The following is a 26,751-nucleotide window of genomic DNA, read 5'->3' as shown; positions in this document are numbered from 1 at the left end:
AAGGAAAAAGGTTCAAGTTGGTCTATTTAGGCTTTGATTGTCTTGATAGCTTGAAACAAAAAACCGAGTCAATGACGAACTCGGTTTTTTATTATTCAAGCATTTCACATGATGAGTCTTTTTAGACTTAAATAGCATCACTGCTTAATAAAGTGACTTTTTCATCGAGATCCAATGCTTCTTGCTTAGAGATTTTGTGTTCTGCCGGATTGGTGATGCCAGTAAACTTACCGCCAGGCTCGATGCTTAAATTATCGCTATAAACCGTGCCACTGACACGACCACAACTTAATATTTCAATGTAAGTGGCATGGCAAATGCCTTCAAATATGCCGTTAACGATAAGGCGCTCGGTGTTGATTTCACCTTCCACTTTGCCAGATTCACTTACCTTAATTTGTTTGATCGCGTCTATTTGTCCCTCAACATGACCGTCAATTTGCAATTGACTGGTTACTTGGATGTGTCCATTAATAGTGCAACCTTCTGCGATGAGAGTTGTAGCTGACGACTGACTCTTAACTGTACTTGACCCACCAAAGATTCCCATCCTATACCTCTTACACTGTCAAAAATTGTATCAAAATTATCTACGTTCCATTCGATAAATGGCTTTGGATTAAGTGCTCGGCCCACAAAGCGAACTTCATAATGAAGGTGTGGCCCAGAGGACAGTCCTGTGTTTCCTGAGTAGGCTATCAAATCTCCCTTCTTAACAAAGTCGCCACGTTTAACAACGAATTTGCTTAGATGCGAGTACGAACTTGAGAAGCCATACGCATGAAAAATTCGTAAATAATTACCAGACCCTTTCTTGCTAGGTCGTATTACCTCTACTGCACCATCAGCTGGTGCGTAAACAGGTGTTCCGGTATTCACGGCGAAATCTTGTCCGCGATGAAATTTGGTTATCCCTGTTACAGGGTGAACTCGTTTACCATAACCCGATGATGTGCGAGCATTCACCACTGGCGGTCCACTCGGAATTTGAGTCAACATCATGAGGCGCATTGATGTGGTTATAGTAGCGGTATCCAAACGGGATTCCAACTCTGTATCGTTTTGATCGCCCATGCCTAGCATGTTTTCTAGGTCATTTAATCGATCTGAAACTATTTGAACGCGCTCTTCACGTTCAGACAAGTCGTGTTCTAGAGTAGTTTTGAGTGCAGTAAGAGAAGTAAGTTCACGGTTGACGGAGGAAAATTTGGTTTCCAGTTCTTTTTGCTTGAGTTTAGCAAACTCCGCCTCATGAACTAGGTAATAAATGACCACCGCGGTCACCACAACGCCAATGAGTAACAAGTAACCAACCACTTTCATGGAATGTCGAAATTTCTTACCAAAGCTAAAATGCTTAGTACCATGAATAGAAGATACTGATATGGTTACATTATCTTTCATTGTTTACTTGTATCCCAACAACATTCAACGCCTGAAAAATAAGCGTGAATCAAACTAATAAGATATACATTTTGTTGTGTATACTGCGTCCATGTTTCAGGCATATTTCATACCTAAATTTTCTTTTTCTGATCAGTTAAAATGTTTCATTTTGTAATCAGGATTTTTCATTGTAACAACAGGCGAAGTTACGAACAAGCAATGGAAGGCATCAAGGAATCATATACCTTTAAACTATATCAGTTATAACGAATTTATGGTCAGAGGAAATATTTGGGAAGGAAAGCTATCTCATTAGTCTGCTTCACTTTTTATGACGGATGGATGATTATTCGTTATGTTATAGGGTATTAATATATGGGGTTGTTTTTTTAATGGTATAACGTGCTCCCAATACTATCTATGATTTGATCCTACTATCAGTTTATTCGCTTCAGCAATATTTGCCTGATAAGGTGGCAATCCGCGTAGGGATAAGGTTGTGCATTCTTGCAATAGGTTATTTATCGGCCTTGTTGCTAATCCTTATTGTGGAATTTGCGTCATTTTCCCATTGGTATTTCTGAAAGCGGGATGGCATGAGTAAAGCAGAATTTAAATAAGGTATTAATATGGCTCGAGGCCGACCTAGTAAAAAATCACACATTGTTGTAGCCGCTTGTGACTTGTTCACTGTTCAGGGGTATCAGGCCACTAGTATTGATCAAGTGGTGGTGGCTGCTGGTGTTTCTAAGCCAACAGTCTATAGTAACTTTCCGACCAAATTAGCCTTATGGGAAGAAGTGTTGGAGCATATTATTAGTCTTGCTAAACAGGTTATGGTGGAGGAAAAACTGACTGTGGCAGAACAGCCAAATTCTGCTTTAGAAACTTGGTTGGCTATTTGGGAATCTTGGTCGGAATCATCTGAAAATTTAGCCGTGTATCGGATTTTTTTGGGTGAACAGCATAAAATGAGTGACCAATTGATGGCCAAATTCGATCTTTTTGAAACAGTACTTATGACCGCCTTACAAGTATGGCAAGCGCAATTTCAAGTATCTTCACAAGTTTTTGTGCAAATGGAGGCCTTGAGTCGCCACTGTATATTGATGCCAAGGCTACTTAATAAGCCAACAGATAATGAAGAGTTTATGAAAGTGCAACTGAATTGGTTGCTCGCTATTTGAAATTTATAAATTTCTATAAGAAAGCCTATTCATTAAAGTAGTTTCTTGAAAAGATAACATAAGGCCACTTCCGTTAGGTGGCCTTATGTTATTTAGGGGGATCTGGAAGTCAATTTTACAGTGGCGCGCCTGCCGCGTTATCTGTGTTTGTTTCATTGCCTTTTTCAGCCCACAGCATGATGCACAAAGCTAATGAGCCCGTAATAACAAAACCGCCGGAAATCGGAATCAGTGTATTGTCGTATATTTGTCCAATGACTGTGCCGATCGACATGGACATGATAGAGGAGACTGATCCGATAATGGCTGAAGCAATGCCTGCCACATGCCCCATGGGCTCCATGGCCAGAGCATTAACATTGCCGAATAATAAACCAAAGCAAAAGAACAACACGCTTGCATACAGCATGAACATCCATAACTGGATACTAACCATGGCATGTAATGCTAAGAATAAGGCTGATGCCAATATGACACAGCTGATTGCTTTGAGTGCTATGCTACGTGCGCCATATTTTTCTACCACTCGAGAATTAATGAGTGATGACACACCGAGTACTAAAGCCAATACGCCAAAATACACGGCAAACATTTTTCCTGTTTCAAATTGCACCTGAAAAATTTGCTGCGAGGAATTTAAATAGCCAATAAAACTACCGAAAAATAATCCCATGCAAATGGTGTAGCCGGCGGTAATACGATTACTGATCACTTCTTTGAAGCCGTTATAAAAGCCTTTGCCAGTAAAAGGAATGCGATTGTTTTTAGGTAAGGTTTCTTTCAAACGGAAAAAGATCCATGCTAGCAGTAATAGGGCATAAATCATGTAAAGTTCGAAAATGCCACGCCAGTCTGTTAACAACATAATAGCCTGCCCTAATGTGGGGGCAATCGCTGGAACTAAGACGAAAATCATCATAACCAATGACATGATGCGTGCCATTTGCGCACCGTGGAATAGATCTCGCACCAAAGAGATGGCGGAAATATAGGGCCCAGATACTCCTAAGCCCTGAATGAAGCGACCTAGCATCAAACTGTCTAAGTCGTTAGCTTGGTAACAAATTAAGGTGCCGACCAAATACAAGCCAATACCACCAAAGAGAATAGGGCGGCGGCCTAATGCATCAGATAAAGGGCCGCAAACCAGCTGTCCTAAAGCCATACCTAGGAACAACATACTGATGAGTAATTGTGGTTGGTTGGCGGTAGCAGCATTTAATTCCCTACCAATGATGCCTAACGCGGGTAAGAGAGCATCGATGGAAATGGCGACAATTGACATAAGTAATGCCACCAAAATAGTGAACTCTTTGGCTGACATGCCAGAAGCTTGAGTGTTGTTGTGAGCATTTTCCATTTGGACTCCAAATTTGGCAACAGTATCGCAACTCTTATGGTTGCATAAAGATCTATTATACTGAGTTAATATTAAGCCGAGTTTGCGCTTATGTGTACCAAATGAGGAAGTGAAATGTGATTGGTTTTTCGATGTATCGAAGGAGTTAACCAATGAACGACAGTGAAAAAGAAAAGATTGAACTTGAGCATCAAGCCGCTAAGTTATTTATGCGATGCTATGAGAAGAATACAGGCAAACCCATTCGCCATATTTGGCACAACAACCCTATTCGACCCGATGTCTCTTGTATGTTTGAAGGTCAACGATTAGACCTTGAAATTGCGCATTTATATGGCTCCGAAGAGGAAGCCATGGAGATTCTAGGGCGTAATTTGACGGCAAAAACATGTGACTTGTTGGCGCAACTAAAAGAAGAACCTGCCGAAAAACGTTTGTTAGCTTCGTTAAATAAAATTCTTACCAATAAATCGAGTAAGACCTATCACACACAAAGGGTCTGGTTGGTGATTCGTAATGCCCATCCTGAATGGCAAAAGACTGACATTAAAGCCTTAGAGCATTTAATTAGCATGCCTGAACCTCATGCCTTTGAAAAAGTATGGATATTGGGAGACATTGAAGGAAAAACGGGCATAGTGCGTCTTTACCCCTAACCTTTGCTCGCGACGAGACTTATGACTTGAGTTTCGTTTTGGACTGTTTGCCATTGGACTGCTTATTATTGGATGGTTTAGCAGGCTTTTGCCGATGAGCTTGAAACTGACGATATTTTTTAACCGTAATCAAGGCCAGTATCATGGCAATACCAATGAAGAAAATAGCAAAAGCCCCTAAGGCGAGGGTGGCTTCAGGTTGCATATAAACCTTCGACAATATAATGGCAATGACTCATTTGGCTGTTACTTATCGTCATCAAAATGAATCTCTTTGGTGTACACATTGTCCCGCTGAATAGGTGGCTTGTATGGCTCTGTCATCCCCAATGGTCATAAAGACAAACAAGGTTTCTTCAATACTCTTCGACAACGCCAAACGGGAAGTCAGCAAAGGTGTCGCCTTTTTGTCTAACAGAATGAAGTCCGCTTCACTGCCCACCGCCAAATTACCTATTTTATCTTCTAAGCGTAGTGCTTTAGCACCGCCAAGGGTAGATAAGTACAAAGATTTAATAGGATTTAGGTTCTCGTTTTGCAGTTGAATCACCTTGTATGCCTCATTCATGGTTTGCAGCATCGAAAAGCTGGTGCCACCGCCCACATCGGTACCCAGACCCACGTTCACCTTGTGTTCTTCGGCTTTATTTAGTTTAAATAAACCGCTGCCAATAAAGAGGTTAGAAGTTGGGCAAAACGAAATGGCTGACCCTGTATCGTGCAATCTTTGGTATTCATGGTCACAAAGGTGAATGCCATGAGCAAACACAGAACGCTCGCTAAGCAATTGGTTTTGGTCGTACACGTCTAAATAGTGTTGACTATTCGGAAACAGCTCTTGTACCCAAGCACACTCATCTGTGTTTTCAGATAAGTGGGTATGCAGGTAAACATCTTGATATTCGCTCAATAATTTACCTGCCAAAGCCAATTGTTGGTCTGAACTGGTGGGGGCAAAACGAGGGGTAATGGCGTAATGCAAGCGGCCTTTGTTATGCCAAGTTTCGATCAGCTCTTTGCTTTCTTGATAACTGCTTTCAGGCGTATCGGTCAAATAATCCGGTGCATTACGATCCATCATGACTTTACCGCAGATCATACGTAGGTTATGTACTTGACTGGCCTCAAAAAAGGCTTCTACAGATACCTTGTGTACTGTGCCAAATACCAAGGCCGTGGTGGTGCCATTACGCAAAAGTTCGGCTAAAAAGCGATCCGCAACGTTGCGAGCATGTTGCTTATCATGGAATTTAGATTCTTCTGGGAAAGTATAAGTGTTTAACCAAGTTAGCAATTGCTCGCCGTAAGAACCAATCATGTCCGTCTGAGGATAATGAATGTGCGTATCGATAAAGCCGGGTGTAATAAGAGCATCAGGGTGATCTTCTATTACGAGAGAGTCGGGCAAGGTTTTTAACAAGGTTTCGGCATCGCCCAAAGCCTTAATTTTATCCCCTTCAACCAGCAGTAGGCCATCCTCAAAGTACTCATAAGCGGCATCCACTCCCACCTCTTTTGGGTCTGCAATACAATGCACTATGGCCGCACGCCAGGCTTTTTGCTGCGTCATTATCTTCTCTCTAAAATTTTGACCGAATGGTTATATTTTATCAGCTATTGTTTTGCCTTTCACTAAATTGACGAATTTTAGCCCGGTAATACAGTATGCCTCGCAACAACACGACAATGAAAACGCCTAAGCCATCAGCGTAAAAATCCAGCCATTCTCCATAACGATTCACACTGGGTTGAATCAGCTCAATGACGCCCCCCCAGAGAAAGATGAAAGTTGCCATCCATATAAAACGTTGGAAGGGGCCAAAGGCACACATCAAGGCCCAACCGCCAAAGCCAATGACATGATGAAGTTTGTCTGAGCCTGGCGCATCGGGTAAATGCTCCATAGGAGTGAGGGTGGCGGCGCTGATGATCACCAAGCCGATAACAAAGCCAAGCCATTGTAGTTTTTGTGATTGAATTAAAGAGATTATCTTTGTCATTGTTTACCTTAGAATCCGAACCCGAATATTACGTCCTTTGATTTTTTTGTTTTCTAATGCCTTCACGACTTTTTTAGCAACCTGATTGTCTACGCCAACGTAGGCGTGAAAATCAAAAATATCGATTTTACCAACCTGTTCCTTAGATAAACCCAATCCCGCGGTGAGAGCACCAAGAATATCACCAGGTCGGAGTTTATTCTTACGCCCAGCATCAAAAGCAATGGTGGTTTTCTGTGGAATCAAGCGATAATCCGCAGCGGCTTCTGCCAGTTCAAGAAAGTTGGCTTGTATGTCAAAGCGGGTTTCAATGTCGTGTACTTTGTAATCTTCTTTTGCAGTAACCAAGTTGACCGCGACACCAGCAGCGCCAGCGCGACCCGTACGTCCAATACGGTGGGTATGCACGTCAATGTCTCGAGTAGTGTCATAGTTCACCACCAGATCGATTTCTTTGACATCAATGCCGCGTGCTGCCACATCGGTAGCGACCAAAACACAACTACTTTGGTTGCTAAAACGCACCAATACTTGGTCACGTTGTTTTTGCTCCAAGTCACCATGAATGGCTTGAGCGGCCACTTTGTGATCGTCTAGCCAGTCGGCAACTTGCTGAGATTCAGCTTTTGTATTACAAAAAACAATGGCCTGACGAGGAGCAAAATGTTCTAAACAACTTAGCAAAGCAGAGGTTTTGTTGCTATTTTCACTGCGTACGAAATATTGCTCAATATTGGGCTTAAGATCTTCTTGTGTTGCCACTTTCACGCTAACCGGCTGACGCTGGAATTCTTCGCTAAGAGCGGCAATATTATCACCATAGGTGGCCGAGAAAAGCAGGGTTTGTTTGTCTTTTGGGGTGAGCTCAACCACTTCGCGAATGCTGTCCACAAAGCCCATATCGAGCATGCGATCTGCTTCATCCAAGATCAAGGTGTTGAGCGCATTTAAGCGTAACGTGCCTTTGCGTAAATGCTCCATTAAGCGCCCCGGTGTACCAACAACGACGTGAGCGCCATGTTCTAATGAATTGATCTGTGGGCCAAATGGCATGCCACCACACAGGCTCAGTACCTTGATATTGTCTTGGAAGCGCGCCACTTTGCGGATTTCTTTTGAAACCTGATCAGCCAATTCGCGAGTTGGACACATAACCAATGCTTGTACGCCAAAAAAGCGAGGATTAATTTTCAGCAACAATCCAATCGCAAAGGCTAAGGTTTTACCACTGCCGGTTTGCGCCTGAGCAAGAATGTCCTTACCGTCCATAATGGCAGGTAAACTGTGTTCTTGAATCGGGGTGAAGCGTTGAAACCCCATGTCAGAAAGTAGACTGATGAGCTTTTTGGGAAGAGCTTTGGGAAGGTTAAATTGAGCTTGAGTCACAGAAGGCCTGTCTTATTAAATGAGATTGCGCCAGAGAATAGCAGAAAAATCGTTTGAATGCCTTTTGCTAGCAGATATCCCGTGTTCGTTCTAAACTTTTTTAGTAAAGTTGATGGCGTATGGATAACTCAATCGTTAAGCCTTCATGATTCCTATACTAAGAAACTTTAGATATTTTATAAGAACAAGGTACTAATGACTTTTATGCTCGTTTTTCTAATGTATAACATGGCCTTTTAGATGAAGACATTTTTGTATAAATATTCCTCTTTTGTCGTTTTTGGAACGACTTTGTTGTTTGCGGTTGTGTGCAGTTTCTCTTTGTATCTTTATGAACTTCATCATGTTCAGCAAAATAACCATTGGTTTAAGATGCTCATGTCTTCTACTGCCCAAGCGGAGGTATTGAATAGTTTGTCGGTGAATTGGTTATTCGTTTTTAGCCCAATCTTTATTTTGACCCCTCTGAGTATTTTGCTGGCGCTGTTAACGCATTACTTGATCCAGTTGCAGGCCAGCAAATTGGAGGCCATTAATGAGTATTTGGAAATGGATCCACTCACTGGTTTAATGAGCCGCTACAAAATTCAGCAAGTGTTAGCTGAACACCTATCACAGAACAAACAAGACCCTCAATGGTTGGCCATTATGGTGCTGGATTTGGATCACTTCAAAACCATTAACGAAGCGTTTGGCCATCAAGTGGGGGACAAACTTTTAGCAAAAGTAGCACAAAGGCTAGCTGCGGTGTTTCCTGATCAGGCTGAGATTGGCTATTTTGGTGGTGACGTTTTTTTGGTGATTTTGCCAGTGTCAGACTATTGGCCTGCGTCATATTTGGATGATGTGGCCAAACAAGCCATTAATCAAATCAGCCAAAGTTATTTTGTGGACGATCTGACACTGAACATAGGTTGTTCTATTGGTATTGTCACTTGCCCGGAATTTGGCAGTGACCCCATGACTTTGATTAAAAACGCTGACATGGCGGTTTATGAAGCCAAGCGCTCTGGTCGCGCTACTTACCATTATTATAATCAAGCAATGGGACAACGTTTTGTGCGCAATGTACAAATTGAAACCCACTTACGTAAAGCCATAGCAGACGACCTTCTGGAAATGCAATTTCAGCCCAAGGTGGATATTAAGACGCAACAATGTATTGGTATGGAAGCATTATTGCGCTGGGATGATGAAGAGTTAGGTCAGGTGTCACCTGCCGAGTTTGTACCCATAGCGGAACAGTCGGGTATCATTCTGCCTTTAGGGGAGTGGGTGTTTGAACAGACCTTGCGCCATATTGTTGAATGGCAAAAGCAAGGTATTAAGGTGCCACCCATTGCCATTAATTGTTCCGCGGAACAGTTAAAGCGCAGTGACTTTTTGCCTAATTTAAAAACCCTATTAGAACTTTACCAAGTAGACCCAAGGTTGATAGAAGTAGAAGTCACCGAGTCCATTCTGATTGAGGATGCAGAAACTTGTGCTGAGCTATTAAAAGAAATTAGCCAATTGGGCATTAAATTAGCGATAGACGATTTTGGCACAGGCTATTCAAGTTTGAGCTATTTGAAAGATTTGCCGATCGACTCGGTTAAAATCGACCAAGTGTTTATTCGCGACATTACTCAGGACAAAAATCATCAAGCCTTGACCAAAGCCATTATTAATCTTGGCCATGACTTAGGTCTTAAGGTGATTGCGGAGGGCATAAGTAACGACCAGCAATTAGCCATGCTAAGAGACATGCAGTGTGATGTGGGGCAGGGCTACTTATTCAGTAAAGCACTGGCTGCCAAGTCCATGGGCAGCGATCCTATGATTCAAGCCTTGAGTCAAAATGAAGCGAGCGATTTATAAGGGTGAGAACTTTACTCTGGTTTCAAAGTGGCATTGCGTGCCACTTGTATCTTTAGTGCTTCCCAAAATTGGACGAGATTGGGGTTTTGATTGAACTTTGAGCGATACAAACGTATTTCCAAAGGAATGTGCCAATTGTCTTCACCCGCTTGAACCACCTTGCCGTAATTCACCGTGTCTAACATGAGACGTTGTGGAATCCAGCCAATACCATAACCTTCTTTGACCATGGCTTTGATGCTTACCGAGTGATAATTCTCTGCCAAGGTTTGCAATTGGGGAATGTCTCTTTGTCGCTGTAGATGATGATGAATCACCGGCTGCAAGAAAGAGTTTTCATAGTAGCCTATGTAAGGCAGTGGCTTACGTTTTGCGCCCGGTAGGGCAAATTTGGTGTCGCCATTTTGATCGGTAGCACTGTAAGGGACTAGGGTTTCTTTGGCGATGACGATGTGCTCGTATTGTTCGTCATCCAAGGTGCGAATGAAATTAATAGCAGGGTGCCAATAACACATCATGATGTCGGCTTGTTGGTTGACCAAGGCATTAACAAAATCATTGCCCAACCAAGAGCTGGATTTCATGTTGATGTCTAGCTCCATGCCTATTTGCTCACAGAAAGGCTCAATCATTTCTTTGTAGAAACTCAAAAACAGGGTTTGTGTGGTAACAAAGCGCACTTGAGACTCTTCCTGCTTGCGAATTTCCTGACAGCGCTCTTTGGTGTCACGGATCTGTCGTGTAATCAATTCTGCCGTTTGCAAAAATACCTCACCCGCCGGTGTCAGCGACAAAGGCAGAGTATTACGGTCGATCAAGGTGACGCGCATTTCTTCTTCGAGCAATTTAATGCGTCGACTAAAGGTTGGCTGAGTGACGTTTTGCTCGTCAGCAGCACGGGAGAAATGGCGGGTTTTTGCCAGTGCAATGAAGTCTTCAAGCCATCTTATTTCCATGCGCTGCCTCCTCTTTCAAGAGGCGATAAGAAGCGACTCATAAGCGTCCCTCCTCAATACCGTGACAGGCGACACTGCTGCCATCCTTTTGCAAGGTCATTACGGGCGTTTCTTTGTAGCAACGCGGGTTAGCATACGGACAACGTGCTTGAAACACACAACCAATAGGTTTTTCGGTAGGTGTTGGCACTTCCCCGATCAGACGAATCGGCTCAGCGGCATTGGAATCCAAACGTGGAATGGCAGATAGCAAGGCTTGGGTATAAGGGTGTTTTGGCACGCTAAACAGTGTGTGTGTGGCGGCCAACTCACAAATACTGCCAAGATACATCACGGCAACACGATTGGCGAAATGCTCAACCACCGCAAGATCATGGGTAATAAACAGATAGCTAAGATTATGCTCTTGCTGTTTATCCATCATCAAATTCAATACTTGCGCCTGAACAGATACATCCAACGCGGATAAAGGCTCATCAGCGACAATAAACTGCGGTTCTACCGATAAGGCGCGCGCTAAACTGATGCGTTGACGTTGACCTCCTGAAAACTCATGAGGGTAACGGTCGGAGCTGTTGCCACTGATGCCGACAGACGCCAACAGACTTTCGACTTTTTCGTCCACCTCAAGCCGAGACAATTGCGGGTTATGAAAGGCAATTGGCTCACTTAATGTTTGATAAATTGTCATGCGAGGGTTTAAAGAGGCATAGGGGTTTTGGAAAACCATCTGCATTGCACGCCGAAATAACATGCGTTGACGATTATTGAGATGATCAATGCGCTGATCTTGGAAATGAATTTCACCTGCGGTCGGCTCAGTTAACCCCATAATGCTGCGCGCCAGTGTGGACTTGCCACAGCCGGTTTCACCCACTACACACAAGGTTTCACCTTCATGAATGGTAAGATTGACGCCATTCAGGGCAAAAATTTCATTTTGTTGGTGTTGCCATTTACCATGACGAAGCCGCCAGCGGCTCAGCCAGCTATGTTCGGAGCGAAAGACTTTTTCTAAACCGCTGATTTGGATAAGAGGGCGACTCATCATAGCTCCTCATCCGCAGCAAATTCGCTGAGCATGTCTTCCACCATGAAGCAGGCCACACTGGAAACACCACTGTATATGAAATTCGGTTGCTGGTTGCGGCATTTTTCCGTGGCGTAAGAGCAACGGGGATGGAAAGCGCAACCACTGGGGCGATCGGCCAAAGAAGGCATGCTGCCTTTGATTTGATTGAGTCGTTGGCCTGGCAAGGCCATTTGCGGTAGCGCATTTAACAAGCCTTGAGTATAAGGATGCTGTGGATCATTGATGATTTCTAACGTCGGCCCCTCTTCAACAATTTGTCCTGCGTACATGACGAGGGTGCGTTCTGCGACTTTTGACACCACGCCAAGATCGTGACTGATCAGAATCAGTGCAACCCCATTGTCGCGACAAATCGCCAATAGCAGCTGGAGTATTTCTGCCTGAATGGTGACATCCAGTGCGGTAGTGGGTTCATCGGCAATAATGATGTCAGGATTCAACAAGAGCACAGACGCAATGATGACTCGCTGGCGCATACCGCCCGATAACTCATGTGGGTACTGATCAAAACGTCTTTCAGGCGAAGCGATTTGTACGTGTCGCAGTTTTTCAATGGCGATATTGCGCGCGTCTTTATAGGAAATCTTAGTGTGACTGCGAATGGTTTCCACCAGTTGGTCGCCAATGGTGATTACCGGATTAAGCGTCATCATAGGGTCTTGGAAAATCATTGCGATGCGCTTGCCACGAATTTCTTGCAGCTGACGTAGGTTCTTCTTGGTAATTTCTTTGTTTTCTAGCTTAATGGAGCCCGAATGTATGTAACCTGGCTTACCAATAAGATTGACGATAGCAAACCCCAGAATGGATTTACCCGCTCCCGATTCCCCTACAATGGCAATACGTTCACCGCGTTGCAGAGTAAAGCTGACGTCAACAAGCGCGGCCAGTTCCTGCTTCTTAAAATGAAAATTGACGTTGAGGTGTTCGACACTGAGCAAATTCATAATCAGTCTTTGTAAGCCCTTGGGTTAAGGTGGTCACGTAGCCAATCCCCCAATAAATTCATGGCCAGTATGAGAATGATCAGGGTGATGCTTGGAATTACACAGATCCACCAAGAGCCTGCAAACATATAAGCCACACCTTCAGAAATCAGTGAGCCTAAAGACGGTTCGGTGGAGGGCATTCCCAACCCCAAGAAAGACAGTGCGGCCTCCGCCACAATGGCGTTGGCAATTTGTACGGTAAAAATCACCAGCACCGGCGAAAGGGTATTAGGCAAAATATGACGAAACATGATGCGAGTTTGGCTGATGCCCATAACACGCGCGGCATCCACATATTCTTTTTGCTTTTCGGCCAACACTGAGGCGCGAATGGTACGGGCAAATAGTGGCCATTCGGTGAGGCCAATGACCAGAATCAACACCAGCATGGCCAGTTGTTGATACATGGCGACGCCAAATATAGACTGGAAAATGGCTAAGAAGACGATGGCTACCATCATGTTAGAAAAAGACAATTGAATGTCTGCGCAACGCATCAAGAAGTTATCGACGCGACCGCCTAAGTAGCCGGCAATCAAACCAATGCAAATGCCTATGCTGGCTTGCAAAATCACCGCGCAAACCCCAATGGTAAGGGATAAGCGAGTACCGTAAAGAATCACCGATAACATGTCTCGGCCTTGAGCATCGGTGCCCAATAGAAAACGACCATCTTGACTGATCCAGCTCGGTGCAATCTCAGCGTTAATTAAATCCATAAAAGTTGGGTCGTCTACATCAAAAGGCGCGACCAAAGGGGCGAGTAGGGCCACTATGCAATAGAAGACAAAAATAAACAGTGCCAACATGGCCAATTTGTCGCCCGCAAAACCACTTAGTATATGTCGCCAACGGCTACCAGAGATTGGCGGTGAAACGTCCGATTTAAAAGGTTTCATAATCCGTGACTCGCTAAACGAACGGTTGGGTTGACTAAGCCGTAAATCAAATCGACTAAGGTGTTCATCACCACGAACATGCTGCCAACCACCAGTAGATAAGTCGAAATCAAGGGGGTGTCGACGCGACTCACTGCGTCCATGAACAAAAAGCCCATGCCAGGCCATTGGAAAATGGTTTCCGTCAGAATGGTATAGGCCACCAGTGTACCCGCTTGAATACCGCCAATGGTAATGATGGGCAGCATGGTATTTTTAAGCGCATGGAATAAATAAATACGCGGCGCAGACAGACCTTTAGACCAAGCAAATCGAATGTATTCGGATTGCAATACCTCACTCATTTCTGAGCGAATAAGGCGCACAAAAATAGGAATCAAGGCAATGGCTAAGGACAAACTGGGTAACAACAAATGGTTCAAACCATCTTTGGTGAAGAGGCCGCTTTCCCAAATACCAAACAGCATAATGGTTTCCCCGCGGCCGAAGCTAGGGGCCAGATTCCACTGAATAGAAAACAAATAGACCATGAAGATGGCAATGATAAAGATAGGAATCGACAGACCAATCGAGCTGATGATCATGATCAAGCGCGAAATCATGTGTTTGGGTTTGATCGCCGTGATAATACCAAATGGCGTAGCGATCAAGATGACCAGCAAAATGGCGCATAAAGCCAACTCCACGGTGGCCGGCACTTTTTGCAGAATCACATCCAAGGTGGGTTCTTTATAATAGTATGAGGTGCCGAAATCACCAGACAGGGCGTTCTTAGCAAATCTGGCGTATTGCACCAAAAAACCATCGTTAAGCCCCAGCTCTTCCCGCAGTTGTTCTCGAACTTCCGGGGCGACCGTCATACCCACCATCTGGCGAACAGGATCGCCCAGCTTGTCCTGAATGGCAAAGCTGATGAGACTGATGACGATTAACACAAAACAAGCTTGGATGAGACGTCGTATTAAAAACTCTATCATCCGACTATCCCTTTGTGCATCGGCTAATTAACCATATCCAGCAAACTGCAAAGGATGGCGCATTATTGTTCAATGAATAAATCTCCGATATAGGGATGGTTGCGATCATTAACTATGTCTTTGATTTTGACTTTATCTTTGGCTGCCCAAGTTAAGTATTGCCAATACAAGGGTACTAAGGCCGCATCCTGATACAAGGTTCGCTCAATACCTTGCAATAAACGCAGACGTCTTTCGGGGTTCAGCTCCTGATTGGCTTGGCGAATATCATTAGTAATGCTTGGGTTACAGTATTCGCTGGCATTATAAGCGCCAAGGCCAGTTTGCGCATCCTGACAAGCGATAATAAATTCAAACAAATTATTAGAATCCACAGTATCTGATTGCCACCCCAGCATCATAATGTCGGCACTTCGGTCGTCAAATTCTTTGAAGTATTGAGCCTTCGGTAAGGTTTTAAGATCCACCTTGATGTTAATCTTAGCCAGCATTGCCGCCACTGCCTGAGCCACTTTTTCATCATTGGTGTAGCGATTGTTTGGCGCCATCATGCTGACGCGGAAACCTTGCTCGTAACCGGCTTGCTGCATCAGTTGTTTGGCTTTAGCTAGATCGTATTCTGGTACTAGGTCTGCTACATGGCCAAGAAAACGATTTGGACTGAGCTGGCCTGCCGGTGCAGCATAACCACGTAGAATTTTCTCAACAATAAGATTTTGATTGATGGCCAGATTAATGGCTTTTCGTACTCGAATGTCCTGAAATTCTTTACGTCTTTGCTGATTCAAATGCAGTAACAGAATGCGTGTACTGGGCATGGTAACCAGTTGAATGCCTGCGGTGTTTTGGGTGCGTTTAATGTCGATGGGTGAAATAGGGAAAATGAAATCCACATCGCCAGATAAGAGGGCGGCAAGACGCGTCGCATCTGTGTGAATGGGGGTGAAGATGAGTTCATCTACATTGCCCGGAGAGTCGGTATCCCAATAATTTGGGTTGCGTTTAAACTCAAGGCGAGAGCCCAGTTCGCGTTTCTCCAATATAAAAGGCCCCGTCCCAGATACATGACGAGAGGCAAAGGTGTCACCGTATTTGACTATCTCATCTTTGCCTTGATAGAAGCGTCTGTCCATTGGGAAAACATAAGTCATGATGTTGAGTACTAAGGGGTTGGGTTTAGCGCCATGTACATCAAGGGTAAAATCGTCCACCACAGTCACAGATTCGATGGTGTCAAACATGGCCCGAAAATCGACAGAACGCTTTAGGCGGTTAATGGTATAAGCGACATCCTTTGCAGTGAAGGGATTGCCCGTATGAAAACGCACATTTTTACGTAACAAGAAACGCGTGGTGGTTGGGCTGACTTGTTGCCACTGGGTTGCCAATCTGGGCTCAAAGCTGCCGTCTTGACGCCATCTTAATAATGGATCGAAAGCCAGATGGGAAAACTGCAATGTGCCTTCAGACAATTGTTCATGAGGATCCAGCGAAATCGGATCGGCATCAAACGCCATCCTTAATGTCACAGACATAGCTTGGCTGCTGAAGAGCAAACTCAGACAGCAGGCTAATATAAGCTTAACATTCATTTTTATGACTTCCCTTTTGTAATGCTTCGCACTCTATCCTTGAAAGAAGAGGAGCGTATCGATTTTTCTACCTTCTTTCTGGTGTCGTATTTGTAGGGTTTATTTTTCATTTTTTGACCATATAGACAATATGGGTATTCTGACAAACTTGTCATAAAAAAGACAGGTTGCGAATAGTACATGACGTATTTAGATCATTTTCCCAGCATGGAATGACATTGCATGAATTACTTTGCTCATTTACACATTGCCAGCTTGACCCAAACCTCCTGGGCGGGAAATTTATTGGGGGATTTTCCAGTGCAGGCGGCGGACCTAGAGGAAGATTTACTTGAGGGTTGGCGTTTGCATCAGGCGGTCGATGTGTGGGTCGATGATCATCAGGCCAGTCAGACCTTTCGAGCTTTGCCAAGGCAAGGCCGCAGACGTTTTGCTGGCATAGTGCAAGACATTGCCATGGATTATTGGTTAATACGCCACTGGTCTGACTACAGCGACGAAGCGTTGAGCGATTTTTGTCAGCGCGCGGTAAGTGGATTGGCTGAGGATAAAGCCCGTTGTCCTGCAAGGTTGCAAGATATGATTCAGTCCTTACAAGAAACCAATTGGTTGGCCAATTTAGGCCGCCAAGAAGGGGTCGAGAAAGCCATTTATTCCATTATGCGTCGCTGGCGACATGGCCATCATTTGCAGGCTTTCGTGGACGAGTTGCCTAATGTGCTGGCACAAGCGGAGCAGCCTTTCTTACAGCTCTATCCTGAGCTATTGATCTTTATTGAAGAATATAAAAAGGCTGAGGAATATAAAAAAGCCGAGGTCATCACACGCATAACCTCGGCAGAATGAGCCGCAGTGGCTCGATCGAGAGAACAGTCAAACCCAATCCATCTCAGTTGCAGAAGTCTGAATGAGTGTGGATTCGACGTGTTTAGTATAGAAGCAAGCACAGGTTTACTGTGTTGATCTAAATCAGTTCGTGATGCCTTTTTAAGGAATCTTGTCACCGAAAAAGATTATATGAGGAATCAGTAACTTAGTTGCCATGCTTGTGCTAGAATCCGCAGCCAGCAAGCAACACAAAGTAAAATGGGGGAAATAGGGTGGGCGTTCAGTGGTATCCCGGACACATGAACAAGGCGCGTCGTGAAATCGAAGACGTGATGACACAGGTTGATATCGTCATCGAAGTGTTGGATGCGCGTATTCCAGATTCCAGTCAAAACCCTATGCTTAATACCTTACGCGGTGATGTACCAGTCTTGCGTTTGCTCAATAAAAAAGACCTAGCAGATAAAATACGCTTAGACTTATGGTTGGATCATTGGCGTGGTAATGACGATATTTTGGCGCATCCTTTTTCCACTTTAGAAAAAAGTGACGTGGCGAAAATAAGCCAATGGGTTGCGCAAATGGTGCCGCATCGAGGTTCGGCGGAAAAGCCCATTCGCGCCATGATCGCAGGCATCCCAAATGTGGGTAAATCCAGTTTAATGAATGCCTTGCTAGGTCGACGCGTCGCCAAAGTTGGTGATGAACCTGCGGTGACTAAAGCCCAGCAAAAATTGAAAGTAAAAGAAGGTTTTCAACTGTTAGACACGCCAGGCATTTTGTGGCCTAAAATTGAAAACCCAGACGCCAGTTACCGTTTGGCCGTAACGGGTGCCGTGCGTGATACTGCCATTGATTATGAAGACGTGGCCTTGGCCGGTCTGACGTTTTTTATTGCCCATTATGTCGAGGCGCTAACCACACGTTATAAGCTCAAAGAAGCGCCAAGCGACCCGTTTGAAACCTTAAAAATTATTGGTTCAAAACGCGGCGCATTGCGATCTGGTGGCAAGGTCGATATGCACAAAGCAGCGGAAGTGTTTCTAAACGACGTACGTACTGGTGCCATTGGTCCTTATGTTATGGAAACGCCAGACATGATCGCTGCAGAAGAGTTATTGGTGGAAGAAGCCAAAGCCAAGAAAGAAGCGGAACGCCAAGCGCGTTTGGCCGCCGCTGTGCCTCAGCGCCAGCAAGCCAGCAATCAAGAATACCGTAGACAACAGCAAGACAAAGAGTGAGGTTTAAGGCCATGGATTATGAAATCGCCTTTGATCAAGAAGAAAACCAATATCGTATCTATACAGGTTACGAGTTTGCTGCCATTGGTGAATGGGTGAGTGAATATGTGCGCGAACTGGAAATGATGCAGCGAGTTCTGATGGCCGCTCGCTTGGCGGAGACAGAAAAGGAAAGCACAGAATTTGCTCATGGTCCTTTTCGTGTACTGATCAGTGAAGAAGGTGTCCATGTGGCCAGACAAGTGGACTTAAACGCAGCAGAAGAAGAAATCAAAGCCATGTTTGATTCGCAAGACAGTTTCTACCAAACCTCAACGGATGGCATTCAAGCTGAGTGCGGTTTAGAAGACTTGGTAGAAATGATTGAAAACTGGCATGACCTGTTGCAATAGTTGTTCCGTAAGCTGGCTAGGTTTACACTATTAGGTATTTGAATTTTACGTATTTTTAGGGAGCCGATATGCTCATTGAGTTGGAAAAAGCACGTACTCGAAAAAATGTAGTGCGCATTTTTCGTGAAGAACTGGATGGCCCAGACAGCTGGTCAGATGGTTTTGTCGTGGATGCCAATGAAGAAATGGTTTTGCTCCAACTGGTAGATGACAGTGTGCGTCTTAATGGTTATCAAATCTTGTTTCTAGAAGACATTAGTGACTTCGCTCATCCGGCCCCTTTTAATGACTTTCAAAAACGCGTCTTAACGCTTCGTGAAGAAGAAGTGATGGACCCTGAGGTGGATTTAGAGGATTTGGCGGTCTTGCTGATGGACATCAGTGAAGAATTCGGCTTGGTTACCTTGCACCGAGAAGAAGTAGAACCGGACAGCTGTGAAATTGGTCGCGTCATACGTGCCGATGCTGTGACGTATGAGTTGGAAGAAATTGGTTCCGATGCGCGTTGGTTTGACGATACCTTTGAATACGATTTATACGACATTACTCGTATTGAATTTGGTGGGGTTTATGAAGAAGCTTTGCTCATGGCAAATGATGACATGGGGGAAGATTCCTATGAGCTGACTTCGGATTATGTGGACGATTACCCAGATAAAAATTAAGCGCTTAAAAAGTGAAAAAGTCTCTAAGAAGCGCCAGAAATGGCGTTTTTTTATGAGCTTTGCCATTCGTTATCTTCCCGAATAGGGTGAGTTTAGGGTATGACCGTTGGAGTGGTATTTAAGTGGCAGCAATAAAAAGGATTGAAACTATGTCTCGTTGGGTTATGGTGTTATTGAGTCTGATTGCGGTGTCCGGCTGTGCAGCTTACGCCGCAAAACAATTGGATTCAGTGTTTGGTTCTGCCAGCCCAGAAAATCGTCATCAAGAGATTTCATTAGAAGAGGCAAATTTTTATAACGAGCAAGTCAAACCCATTCTCGATTCTCGCTGTGTCTCTTGCCATGCGTGCTACGATGCTCCTTGTCAGCTGAAATTAACGGCTTCTGCTGGCATTGAACGAGGAGGCTCCAAAGACCTCGTCTACGATGGTACCCGTTTGCTTGCGGCCACACCTTCACGCTTATTTATAGATGGTAAAACTACAGAAGAATGGCGTAAGAAAGGCTTTCACCCGGTGTTGAATGAACGCGGTCAATCACCTGCCGCCAATTTAGAAGGCAGTTTGTTGTATCGTGCGATTGCCTTACGTCAGCAACAAGGGGATTTTAAGCAAGCCGTATTGGGGGATGAGTACGACTTTTCCTTGGCCCGTGATCAACAGTGCGTAAGCATTGAAGAATACGGTCAATTTGAACAGGATTACCCAAATTGGGGCATGCCCTATGGCTTACCGCAATTGACCGACGCCGAATACGGTGTACTGACCCGCTGGCTGGTAAATGGTGGAAAAATGCCAGCGCCAGCCCCTTTAACACAAGCCTTACAGCAGCAAGTTGATCTGTGGGAAAGTCGTTTCAATGGCGACAGTTTGAAAGATCAGCTGGTGGCACGATATATCTACGAGCACTTGTATCTGTATTCCATGTATTTAGACGGGGGTGAGGCTTTCCGCTTCCGTTTAGTCCGTTCCAGCACGCCACCGGGTGAGCCAATCGATCGTATTGCCACACGTCGTCCTTATGATGACCCCGGCGTGGACAGAGTGTATTACCGCTTGTGGGCTGACCCGGAAGTGAAGGTACAGAAAAATCACATTCCTATGCGCTTGGATGACGCTCGCTATCAGCGCTGGCAATCTTTCTTCTATGGAACTGAATATCAGGTTACGGCTTTACCAAGTTATGAGCCTGAAGTGGCCACCAATCCTTTCATGGCGTTCCGCGAAATTCCGCCATACGCTCGTTATCGTTTCTTGCTTGACCATGCCCAGAAGACCATCATGGCCTTTATTAAAGGGCCGGTGTGTCGCGGACAAGTGGCGGTCAATGTGATCAATGAGCAATTTTGGGTGTATTTTCTAGACCCTGAAATCGCCTACAACAATACCTCGGCAGACTTCCTTGAAAGTCAGGTGAAAGACTTGGAAATGCCTGCAGTGGAATCCAGTAATACCTTGTCGATTGCGTCTTGGGTCATGTTCTCCGATCAACAAAAGTCGTATTTATCGGCCAAAGCCAAATTGATGCAAAAGGAATTTAGCCAGCGCATTGCTTTGGATTTAGATTTGATTTGGGATGGCGACGGTAATAATCAGAATGCAGCGTTAACCATTTTCCGCCACTTTGATAACGCCTCAGTGGTGCGAGGTATGGTAGGTCAGCACCCCAAAACCGCTTGGGTAATTGACTATCCATTATTAGAGCGCATTCATTATCTGCTGGTGGCAGGGTTTGATGTCTATGGCAATGTGGGCCATCAGCTAGTGACGCGACTTTACATGGACTTCTTGCGCATGGAAGGGGAAATGAACTTCCTTATGCTATTGCCCAAAGAAGACAGAGAACGCATTCGCCAGTATTGGTATCGTGATGCCAACCAGATCATCAAAAATTATATTTTCAGTGATTACATCAAGGTAGGGGTGCAATCTGCCATCCATTACAGCCGTTCAGATCGTCAAGCGGAATTGTATGAGATGCTGCGCAGTAAGTTAGCGGCGATTCTTGATCATGGTTACGATCTACCGCAAAGCAAACTTGCCCAAGAGGATGTCAATGCGCTCTTGTCATTGCAACAAGTGCAGGGCGGTGGCATTCAGTATCTACCCAATGTGGTGACAATATTGGTGACACGCCAAGGGGAACCACTAGAGGTGCTGAGCTTAATTCACAATAAAGCCCACGCCAATATTTCCAGTCTGTTGGATGAAGCCTCAACGCGCTTACCACAAGAAGACGGTGTTACCATAGCCAAAGGTGTGTTGGGGGATTACCCCAATGTGTTTATGCAAGTGGAAGAGTCGGAATTGCAGAATTGGGTGAAACAAATTGCCTCACTGAAAACTCGACAAGATTATGTTGAATTGTTGAATGCCTTTGGTATTCGTCGTACTCACCCGAATTTCTGGCAAGTAAGTGATGCCATTGCTCGTCTGAATAAACAAGATAGACCCAGAGAAAGTGGCATTTTGGACTTCAACCGTCTGGAAAATCGCTAAAGTCAACATTGCCATTAGCAAAACGTTTCACGATTTGCTGCATGATTGGTGACTTGTAACGGTCACTTATCATGCCAATTATAAGACCTATCTTGAACGACTATTTGATATATAGGCTGCACAGCGAATAGAGTGAACAAACGTGTTGTGCGGCTTTATCAGACACAATTGGTAGCCTAGTATGATTCCATTTTCTATTTTAGATTTAGCCCCTGTGGCAGAAGGGCATTCTGTTGCAGACTCCTTAACAATGAGCGTCAAGATGGCGCAAACCGCCGAAGCCTTGGGTTACAAGCGCTTTTGGTTGGCGGAACACCACGGCATGGCTGGTGTTGCCAGTTCGGCTACCTCCGTGGTCTTGTCGCACCTTGGCGCGCACACAAAAGACATTCGTCTTGGTTCCGGTGGCGTCATGTTGCCAAACCATTCGCCTTTGGTGATTGCCGAACAATTTGGCACCTTAGCCGAACTTTATCCGCAACGTATCGATTTAGGGTTAGGCAGAGCGCCTGGTACCGACATGATGACGGCGCGCGCTTTGCGCCGTAACATGGATGCGGGCGTGGATTCCTATCCTGATGATGTACGAGAGCTACAAGGCTATTTGAGTGACCAAGAGAAGGGCATTCGTGCTGTACCAGGCTTTGGCACACAGGTGCCTATCTGGATGCTGGGTTCCAGCTTGTACAGTGCTCAAGTGGCGGCGCAATTTGGCTTGCCATACTCCTTTGCTTCCCATTTCGCACCTGATCAATTGCACCAAGCCTTAACCATCTATCGACGTCATTTTAAAGCCGCTAAAGAGGGCGATCAGCCTTATGCTATGGCGGGTGTCATGGCGGTGGTGGCCGACACAGATGAAGAAGCACAATACCTGTTCACCTCAGCGCAGCAGCAATTTGTCAATTTGCGCCGTGACCGCAATCGTCCTTTCCCACGGCCAGTGGATTCCATGGAAGGCATTTGGTCCACCAGTGAAAAACACATGGTGGAACACATGCTGCAATACGCCGTGGTAGGGTCAAAAGCCTCAGTAGCCTTTCAATTAGAGCGCTTCATAGAAGCTACAGGCATAGATGAACTCATCATCTCCATGCCGATTCATGATGCCGACGCGAGATTAAAATCACTGAATTTGATGGCGGAAGTGAGAGACGAGATGGTGGGGTAGAAAGGTTAACTCTATGATTTGAGGCGCAGACTCAGAGTTATCGTTTGGCTCATGTGTTTGTGTCTTAGCGGCAGAAAATAGTGGATTGAGCGCTTAAGTCGCTAGCTGCGTTCATTCCAATAGCCTGGTTTTTGGTGGTTGTGCATTATAGCCACAACACTAATTTCTCTGTTTTCTATAATCTTATAGATAATGGAATATGGAAATCTACTCAATACAAAACGCCGATGAGTTTGCCCCATTTTTGCTCATGCTTTTGGTAAAGAGCGAATTGAATCAATGGCTTCCTTAATCTCTTGAGTGAACTCATGTCCCAACCCAAATGATTACTCTTGATACCAAGTAAATGACTCTGTGATTTCCTTTTTGACTTCAGGGTGAAATGAAACAGACAGCATCTATTAATTAAGATCCTTTTCTATTTCTTCCCAACTAATGTTTTTTACTGCGCCAGATTCTAGTTCTGCACTGTGAGCTTCAGCAATTTTGATCCACTCTGATTCCACATCACTGTCTATTTTGGCATCCATCGCTGTTAAAAGGCAGTGGGCAGCAAGAGCTTTCTCTTTGGTGTTGAGTTGCTCGATATGTTCGAGCATGACTTTTAATGCATCAGACATAAAATAACTCCGAGTGACTATGACTTGATATTACCACTAAAAAAGATATGTGAAACCTTGTATTAACAGATGACGGTTAATGAGTTTCATAAAAGGTAATCATGAAGATGAGCTAGATAACTGATCTAATGGTGGCTGCGGTTTTTGTGGCAGGAGTGATTTAAATGCGCTTGTTAACCATTCATTTCCCCGTTTATTGCTATTATCTAAAGTCATCAACTCCGTCTATAGATGCATATAAGCAACGGAAAAGCTGTCCAGCTTGATGACCTTGTTAGGAAATTTAGACTTATCTTTTAAAATTTCTTTTTAAACCTAATATGTACCGAGCTTACTTTATCTTCAATCTCAATATTTAGGTCAGCTTGTTTAATATTGAGAACCGATTGTGTTTTATTGTTGGTTAACTTAATGTTTAAGTTACCTTTATAGTCTAAGGTTACATTATGTATGGTCAATTTCTTGGGTATTTTGTATTTTTTTCTTTTGTCTTGATCGCCCGTAAAGTCAAATAAAACTTCGTCACCTTCAGTTGAACTAAAATCCATCACGGTATCAAAAGAAGAAGAATCATCTAGTTTAACTACAAAAATATCAGCTCCGGTGCCACCATAGAGGAAATCATTCCCTCCACCGCCTCGTAATATATCGTTTCCCGCGCCACCAAGAATTTCATCACTGTCAGGACTACCAATAATATGATCATCACGTGCAGTCCCATGAATGGTATTTCTACTATCTGCGTAGATAACAAAAGGATAAACAGCAAGTATTAATATTAATGCGATGATTTTCATACAATGCCTAACGCCCAAAGCAGCGGCGCGCGTTAGCGCGTCCAGCCCGCAGGGCGATGCTGCCTTTGCTTGTTAGGCTAAGCATTTAGATGGTTGCCAACGATATTTCTGACGCTAACAATCATTTGCTCCACGTCAGTGGTGGAAAATTCGTTATAGTTTCCGTGTGCTGCACTATTTCGGATACCAGCGAGAGCAGTAATTTGTTTTTGAACAAGTTTATTGTAAATACCTTTTTTTGCTAAATCAGAGTTCATCTTATCGAGCTTTCCAGTATCTATGGACTCTGAAAGACACACGCTTCTTATTGAAGTCTCTAAGACTACTCCAGCAACAACAGCCGCAGGGCCATAGTAACCGCACTCTAGTAGCTCTTGGGCTTGCTCCAATTCATCATCAAAAACCTCAGCTTGGACGATAGTTTTATATGATGATAAATACCCGCCTTCAAAATCTTCCTTTGCAGCTAAGAATACGGCTTTCTGTGATTTGAACCGGCCACTATTTCCTGACATGGATGTTCTACTTTCAGGTTTTTCGAACTCCTTATAGTGCTCGGATTCTATTCCACACACTTTTACCAATAGACTTTTGACTTTTACTACCCATTCTAGATAGAGCTCAGAATTAACATTTGTGCTAGATCCATAGTTAGAGTGTGATGTTCTGCATGAATCCTCGACAGCTCTCATCTGCTTCTCAAGTTCAATAAATCTTTGTCCAAGTTTATTTTGCAAGAATATTATCTCCGATATCGATAGAGCCTAACGCCCAAAGCAGCGTCGCGCGTTAGCGCGTCCAGCCCGCAGGGCGATGCTGCCTTTGCTTGTTATGAGTTTCGCCACTGTTCTATGCGCTCTCTGGAGATTTGTGCTGCTTCCTCGCTAAACAAACTGGGGTAGCGAAGAATTACATTTTCAAACGCATAGTCTTCAAGACCCATTTCGACGAGAGCGGTATAGCCTTGAGTTTCAGTTGGGCGGTTTACTGCTCGCTCTATAGCGCCAATAATTCCGTGGCGAGTTATCATTTGCCAGGTACGACCAGCGCGAGTTTTCTTTCCATTTTTCGTACTCAATACTTCTTCGTATGCGTATACAGCTTCAAGTGCCTCTCGCTCAGCTTCAGTTTCTGCACCATATGCCTCAGCTCGAAGTTGAACAGCACGCTCCCTCGCTTCTTGGGCCAAATCTTCTCTACCACGCTCGATACAGTTTTTGGCAAAAATCTCACACTTTTCAGGTGTATCTATTTTCTTAATTCTATCGTCCATTTATACACTCGATGCTGATTGACTCATAACATTTTTAATAGTGCGCATGAGCGTTTAGACAACTTAAAGACTTTATCAATAACTTTATAAGTAGCTGAAAATTAATGCTTTAATAAACCTATTAACAAAATTCAAATCTGGAAAAACGAGCATGCGCGTTTACACATTTATCCACAGCACGTTATTTCTGCTGTAGATATTCTTATCCATTGATACTAAAAGACTTTTTATTTTTCCGCCAGCGCAAACGCGCAACACTGCGATTATTTTTTAGACAAAACGAGCCAATCATTGTCAATCTCAAAAATAAACTGTATGGATATGCTGGTTTTTGGTGATTCTTTACAGGGTATGTCTGATGGTTTTGTACTGGTCAGCTCTATAAATTGTTGATGACGAGTTCACTTGGGGTCGCTATACCCCATCCTAGCTTTTTCTTTTAAAAGGTAATGGGAAGGAACATGAGATTTCATCAGGTGTGAAAGGCTTTTAAACGTAAAAAGAGGTAATGAGCTTCATGAGGTAATCCTCGACACGCTTTTTAATGCAGTAATGGAATGTGCGAAAGGGTTAAAGCGTCTTTTTGCTTAATTTTTGAAATGAAAGTTTTGTGGCGCTAGACAAAAGTTACCCGCCTAGCAGGGCGGAAAAAAGCTCCCCAACCAAAGGCAATCAGAGGAAATCCAGAATAGCCTAAGGAACAGTGGTTTTGTTTGATGGCACTTCACTTATCAGACCTACGTTTCGTTGTTGACGGTGAGCTGATTTGAGGCTGCTGGACTAACCCCACCCTAGCCCTCCCCTTGAAAGACATAAGGGGAGGGAACATGAGAGTTCATCAAGTGTGAAAGGCTTTTAAACGTAAAAAGAGGCAATGAGCCTGTCAGCAAAAAATGCTCGACACGTTCCTGAATGTGCGAAAGGA

At 44.2% G+C, this 26,751-nt stretch carries 26 protein-coding genes; 9 read left to right on the top strand and 17 right to left on the bottom strand.

Annotated elements, in window-relative coordinates:
- Window positions 1-127: 127 nt before the first annotated feature.
- The gene (locus ACXAH2_RS10205) at window positions 128-445 is read right to left on the bottom strand and encodes a bactofilin family protein (RefSeq protein ID WP_475078305.1); all 318 of its coding nucleotides are present in this window, start codon (window positions 443-445) and stop codon (window positions 128-130) included.
- Between the two features lie 8 nt (window positions 446-453).
- Window positions 454-1,404 carry a M23 family metallopeptidase gene (locus ACXAH2_RS10200; protein WP_475078303.1) on the bottom strand — a complete coding sequence of 317 codons (951 nt, stop codon included), beginning with the start codon at window positions 1,402-1,404 and terminating at the stop codon, window positions 454-456.
- Window positions 1,405-2,015: 611 nt separating this feature from the next.
- Here ACXAH2_RS10200 and ACXAH2_RS10195 point away from each other — a divergent pair.
- Window positions 2,016-2,573, top strand: a complete 558-nt coding sequence (locus tag ACXAH2_RS10195) for a TetR/AcrR family transcriptional regulator (RefSeq protein WP_475078302.1) — start codon at window positions 2,016-2,018, stop codon at window positions 2,571-2,573.
- Between the two features lie 115 nt (window positions 2,574-2,688).
- Here the strand turns inward: ACXAH2_RS10195 and ACXAH2_RS10190 are convergent, their stop codons facing one another.
- Window positions 2,689-3,933: a multidrug effflux MFS transporter gene (locus tag ACXAH2_RS10190; RefSeq protein WP_475078301.1), complete on the bottom strand. Its 1,245-nt coding sequence runs from the start codon at window positions 3,931-3,933 to the stop codon at window positions 2,689-2,691.
- Window positions 3,934-4,085: 152 nt separating this feature from the next.
- On the opposite strand from ACXAH2_RS10190, the gene ACXAH2_RS10185 reads away from it, so the two are divergent.
- On the top strand, window positions 4,086-4,589 hold the full coding sequence (locus ACXAH2_RS10185) for a hypothetical protein (RefSeq protein WP_475078300.1): 504 nt from the start codon (window positions 4,086-4,088) through the stop codon (window positions 4,587-4,589).
- A gap of 19 nt (window positions 4,590-4,608) precedes the next feature.
- Here ACXAH2_RS10185 and ACXAH2_RS10180 read toward each other — a convergent pair whose 3' ends face one another.
- Genes ACXAH2_RS10180 through dbpA form a run of 4 tightly spaced genes read right to left on the bottom strand, consistent with a single transcriptional unit; the run spans window position 4,609 to window position 7,975 of the window.
- On the bottom strand, window positions 4,609-4,794 hold the full coding sequence (locus ACXAH2_RS10180; protein WP_475078298.1) for a hypothetical protein: 186 nt from the start codon (window positions 4,792-4,794) through the stop codon (window positions 4,609-4,611).
- A 54-nt stretch (window positions 4,795-4,848) separates the two neighbouring features.
- On the bottom strand, window positions 4,849-6,159 hold the full coding sequence (guaD, locus tag ACXAH2_RS10175; RefSeq protein ID WP_475078297.1) for a guanine deaminase: 1,311 nt from the start codon (window positions 6,157-6,159) through the stop codon (window positions 4,849-4,851).
- Window positions 6,160-6,199: 40 nt separating this feature from the next.
- A complete protein-coding gene (locus tag ACXAH2_RS10170) occupies window positions 6,200-6,589 on the bottom strand; it encodes a VanZ family protein (RefSeq protein ID WP_475078296.1) in 390 nt (129 codons plus the stop codon).
- Between the two features lie 3 nt (window positions 6,590-6,592).
- The gene (dbpA, locus tag ACXAH2_RS10165; protein ID WP_475078294.1) at window positions 6,593-7,975 is read right to left on the bottom strand and encodes an ATP-dependent RNA helicase DbpA; all 1,383 of its coding nucleotides are present in this window, start codon (window positions 7,973-7,975) and stop codon (window positions 6,593-6,595) included.
- Window positions 7,976-8,215: 240 nt separating this feature from the next.
- Between dbpA and ACXAH2_RS10160 the strand changes: the two genes are divergently transcribed.
- Entirely contained in the window at window positions 8,216-9,835 is a 1,620-nt protein-coding gene (locus tag ACXAH2_RS10160) for a putative bifunctional diguanylate cyclase/phosphodiesterase (RefSeq protein ID WP_475078292.1), read from the top strand.
- Window positions 9,836-9,846: 11 nt separating this feature from the next.
- Here ACXAH2_RS10160 and ACXAH2_RS10155 read toward each other — a convergent pair whose 3' ends face one another.
- The 6 genes from ACXAH2_RS10155 to ACXAH2_RS10130 all read right to left on the bottom strand — a co-directional run bounded on the left by ACXAH2_RS10155 (window position 9,847) and on the right by ACXAH2_RS10130 (window position 16,284).
- Complete coding sequence (locus ACXAH2_RS10155; RefSeq protein WP_475078290.1) at window positions 9,847-10,791, bottom strand: LysR family transcriptional regulator; 945 nt, start codon at window positions 10,789-10,791, stop codon at window positions 9,847-9,849.
- A 37-nt stretch (window positions 10,792-10,828) separates the two neighbouring features.
- On the bottom strand, window positions 10,829-11,839 hold the full coding sequence (locus ACXAH2_RS10150; protein WP_475078288.1) for an ABC transporter ATP-binding protein: 1,011 nt from the start codon (window positions 11,837-11,839) through the stop codon (window positions 10,829-10,831).
- Entirely contained in the window at window positions 11,839-12,831 is a 993-nt protein-coding gene (locus tag ACXAH2_RS10145) for an ABC transporter ATP-binding protein (protein ID WP_475078287.1), read from the bottom strand. Before ACXAH2_RS10145 ends, ACXAH2_RS10150 begins: the two co-directional genes overlap by 1 nt.
- Window positions 12,832-12,833: 2 nt before the next feature.
- Window positions 12,834-13,772 carry an ABC transporter permease gene (locus tag ACXAH2_RS10140; RefSeq protein ID WP_475078285.1) on the bottom strand — a complete coding sequence of 313 codons (939 nt, stop codon included), beginning with the start codon at window positions 13,770-13,772 and terminating at the stop codon, window positions 12,834-12,836.
- The gene (locus tag ACXAH2_RS10135; protein WP_475078284.1) at window positions 13,769-14,749 is read right to left on the bottom strand and encodes an ABC transporter permease; all 981 of its coding nucleotides are present in this window, start codon (window positions 14,747-14,749) and stop codon (window positions 13,769-13,771) included. The genes ACXAH2_RS10140 and ACXAH2_RS10135 overlap by 4 nt, the downstream gene beginning before the upstream one ends.
- Before the next feature lie 62 nt (window positions 14,750-14,811).
- Window positions 14,812-16,284, bottom strand: a complete 1,473-nt coding sequence (locus ACXAH2_RS10130) for an ABC transporter substrate-binding protein (protein WP_475078283.1) — start codon at window positions 16,282-16,284, stop codon at window positions 14,812-14,814.
- Window positions 16,285-16,563: 279 nt separating this feature from the next.
- Between ACXAH2_RS10130 and ACXAH2_RS10125 the strand changes: the two genes are divergently transcribed.
- From ACXAH2_RS10125 to ACXAH2_RS10100, 6 genes are all read left to right on the top strand, one after another.
- Window positions 16,564-17,187: an acyl carrier protein phosphodiesterase gene (locus ACXAH2_RS10125; protein ID WP_475078281.1), complete on the top strand. Its 624-nt coding sequence runs from the start codon at window positions 16,564-16,566 to the stop codon at window positions 17,185-17,187.
- Window positions 17,188-17,441: 254 nt separating this feature from the next.
- A complete protein-coding gene (gene ylqF / locus ACXAH2_RS10120) occupies window positions 17,442-18,410 on the top strand; it encodes a ribosome biogenesis GTPase YlqF (RefSeq protein WP_475078280.1) in 969 nt (322 codons plus the stop codon).
- A gap of 11 nt (window positions 18,411-18,421) precedes the next feature.
- Window positions 18,422-18,802 carry a YacL family protein gene (locus ACXAH2_RS10115; RefSeq protein ID WP_475078279.1) on the top strand — a complete coding sequence of 127 codons (381 nt, stop codon included), beginning with the start codon at window positions 18,422-18,424 and terminating at the stop codon, window positions 18,800-18,802.
- A gap of 68 nt (window positions 18,803-18,870) precedes the next feature.
- The gene (locus ACXAH2_RS10110) at window positions 18,871-19,467 is read left to right on the top strand and encodes a hypothetical protein (protein ID WP_475078277.1); all 597 of its coding nucleotides are present in this window, start codon (window positions 18,871-18,873) and stop codon (window positions 19,465-19,467) included.
- Window positions 19,468-19,616: 149 nt separating this feature from the next.
- Entirely contained in the window at window positions 19,617-21,965 is a 2,349-nt protein-coding gene (locus ACXAH2_RS10105; protein ID WP_475078275.1) for a fatty acid cis/trans isomerase, read from the top strand.
- A gap of 181 nt (window positions 21,966-22,146) precedes the next feature.
- Window positions 22,147-23,136: an LLM class flavin-dependent oxidoreductase gene (locus ACXAH2_RS10100; protein WP_475078274.1), complete on the top strand. Its 990-nt coding sequence runs from the start codon at window positions 22,147-22,149 to the stop codon at window positions 23,134-23,136.
- A gap of 401 nt (window positions 23,137-23,537) precedes the next feature.
- On the opposite strand, the gene ACXAH2_RS10095 is transcribed toward ACXAH2_RS10100, so the two are convergent.
- From ACXAH2_RS10095 to ACXAH2_RS10080, 4 genes are all read right to left on the bottom strand, one after another.
- Window positions 23,538-23,756 (bottom strand): addiction module protein, encoded by a 219-nt coding sequence (locus tag ACXAH2_RS10095; protein WP_475078273.1) that lies wholly within the window; start codon window positions 23,754-23,756, stop codon window positions 23,538-23,540.
- Between the two features lie 296 nt (window positions 23,757-24,052).
- A complete protein-coding gene (locus ACXAH2_RS10090) occupies window positions 24,053-24,553 on the bottom strand; it encodes a hypothetical protein (RefSeq protein WP_475076562.1) in 501 nt (166 codons plus the stop codon).
- Between the two features lie 77 nt (window positions 24,554-24,630).
- Window positions 24,631-25,290 carry a HEPN domain-containing protein gene (locus ACXAH2_RS10085; RefSeq protein ID WP_475078272.1) on the bottom strand — a complete coding sequence of 220 codons (660 nt, stop codon included), beginning with the start codon at window positions 25,288-25,290 and terminating at the stop codon, window positions 24,631-24,633.
- Between the two features lie 92 nt (window positions 25,291-25,382).
- On the bottom strand, window positions 25,383-25,826 hold the full coding sequence (locus tag ACXAH2_RS10080; protein ID WP_475078271.1) for a hypothetical protein: 444 nt from the start codon (window positions 25,824-25,826) through the stop codon (window positions 25,383-25,385).
- Window positions 25,827-26,751 lie beyond the last annotated feature (925 nt).

The sequence above is a fragment of the Marinomonas sp. ABL3_031 genome, from assembly GCF_056161265.1.
Note: the sequence above shows the minus strand (reverse complement) of the source record. Positions and strands in the feature narration are given on the sequence as shown.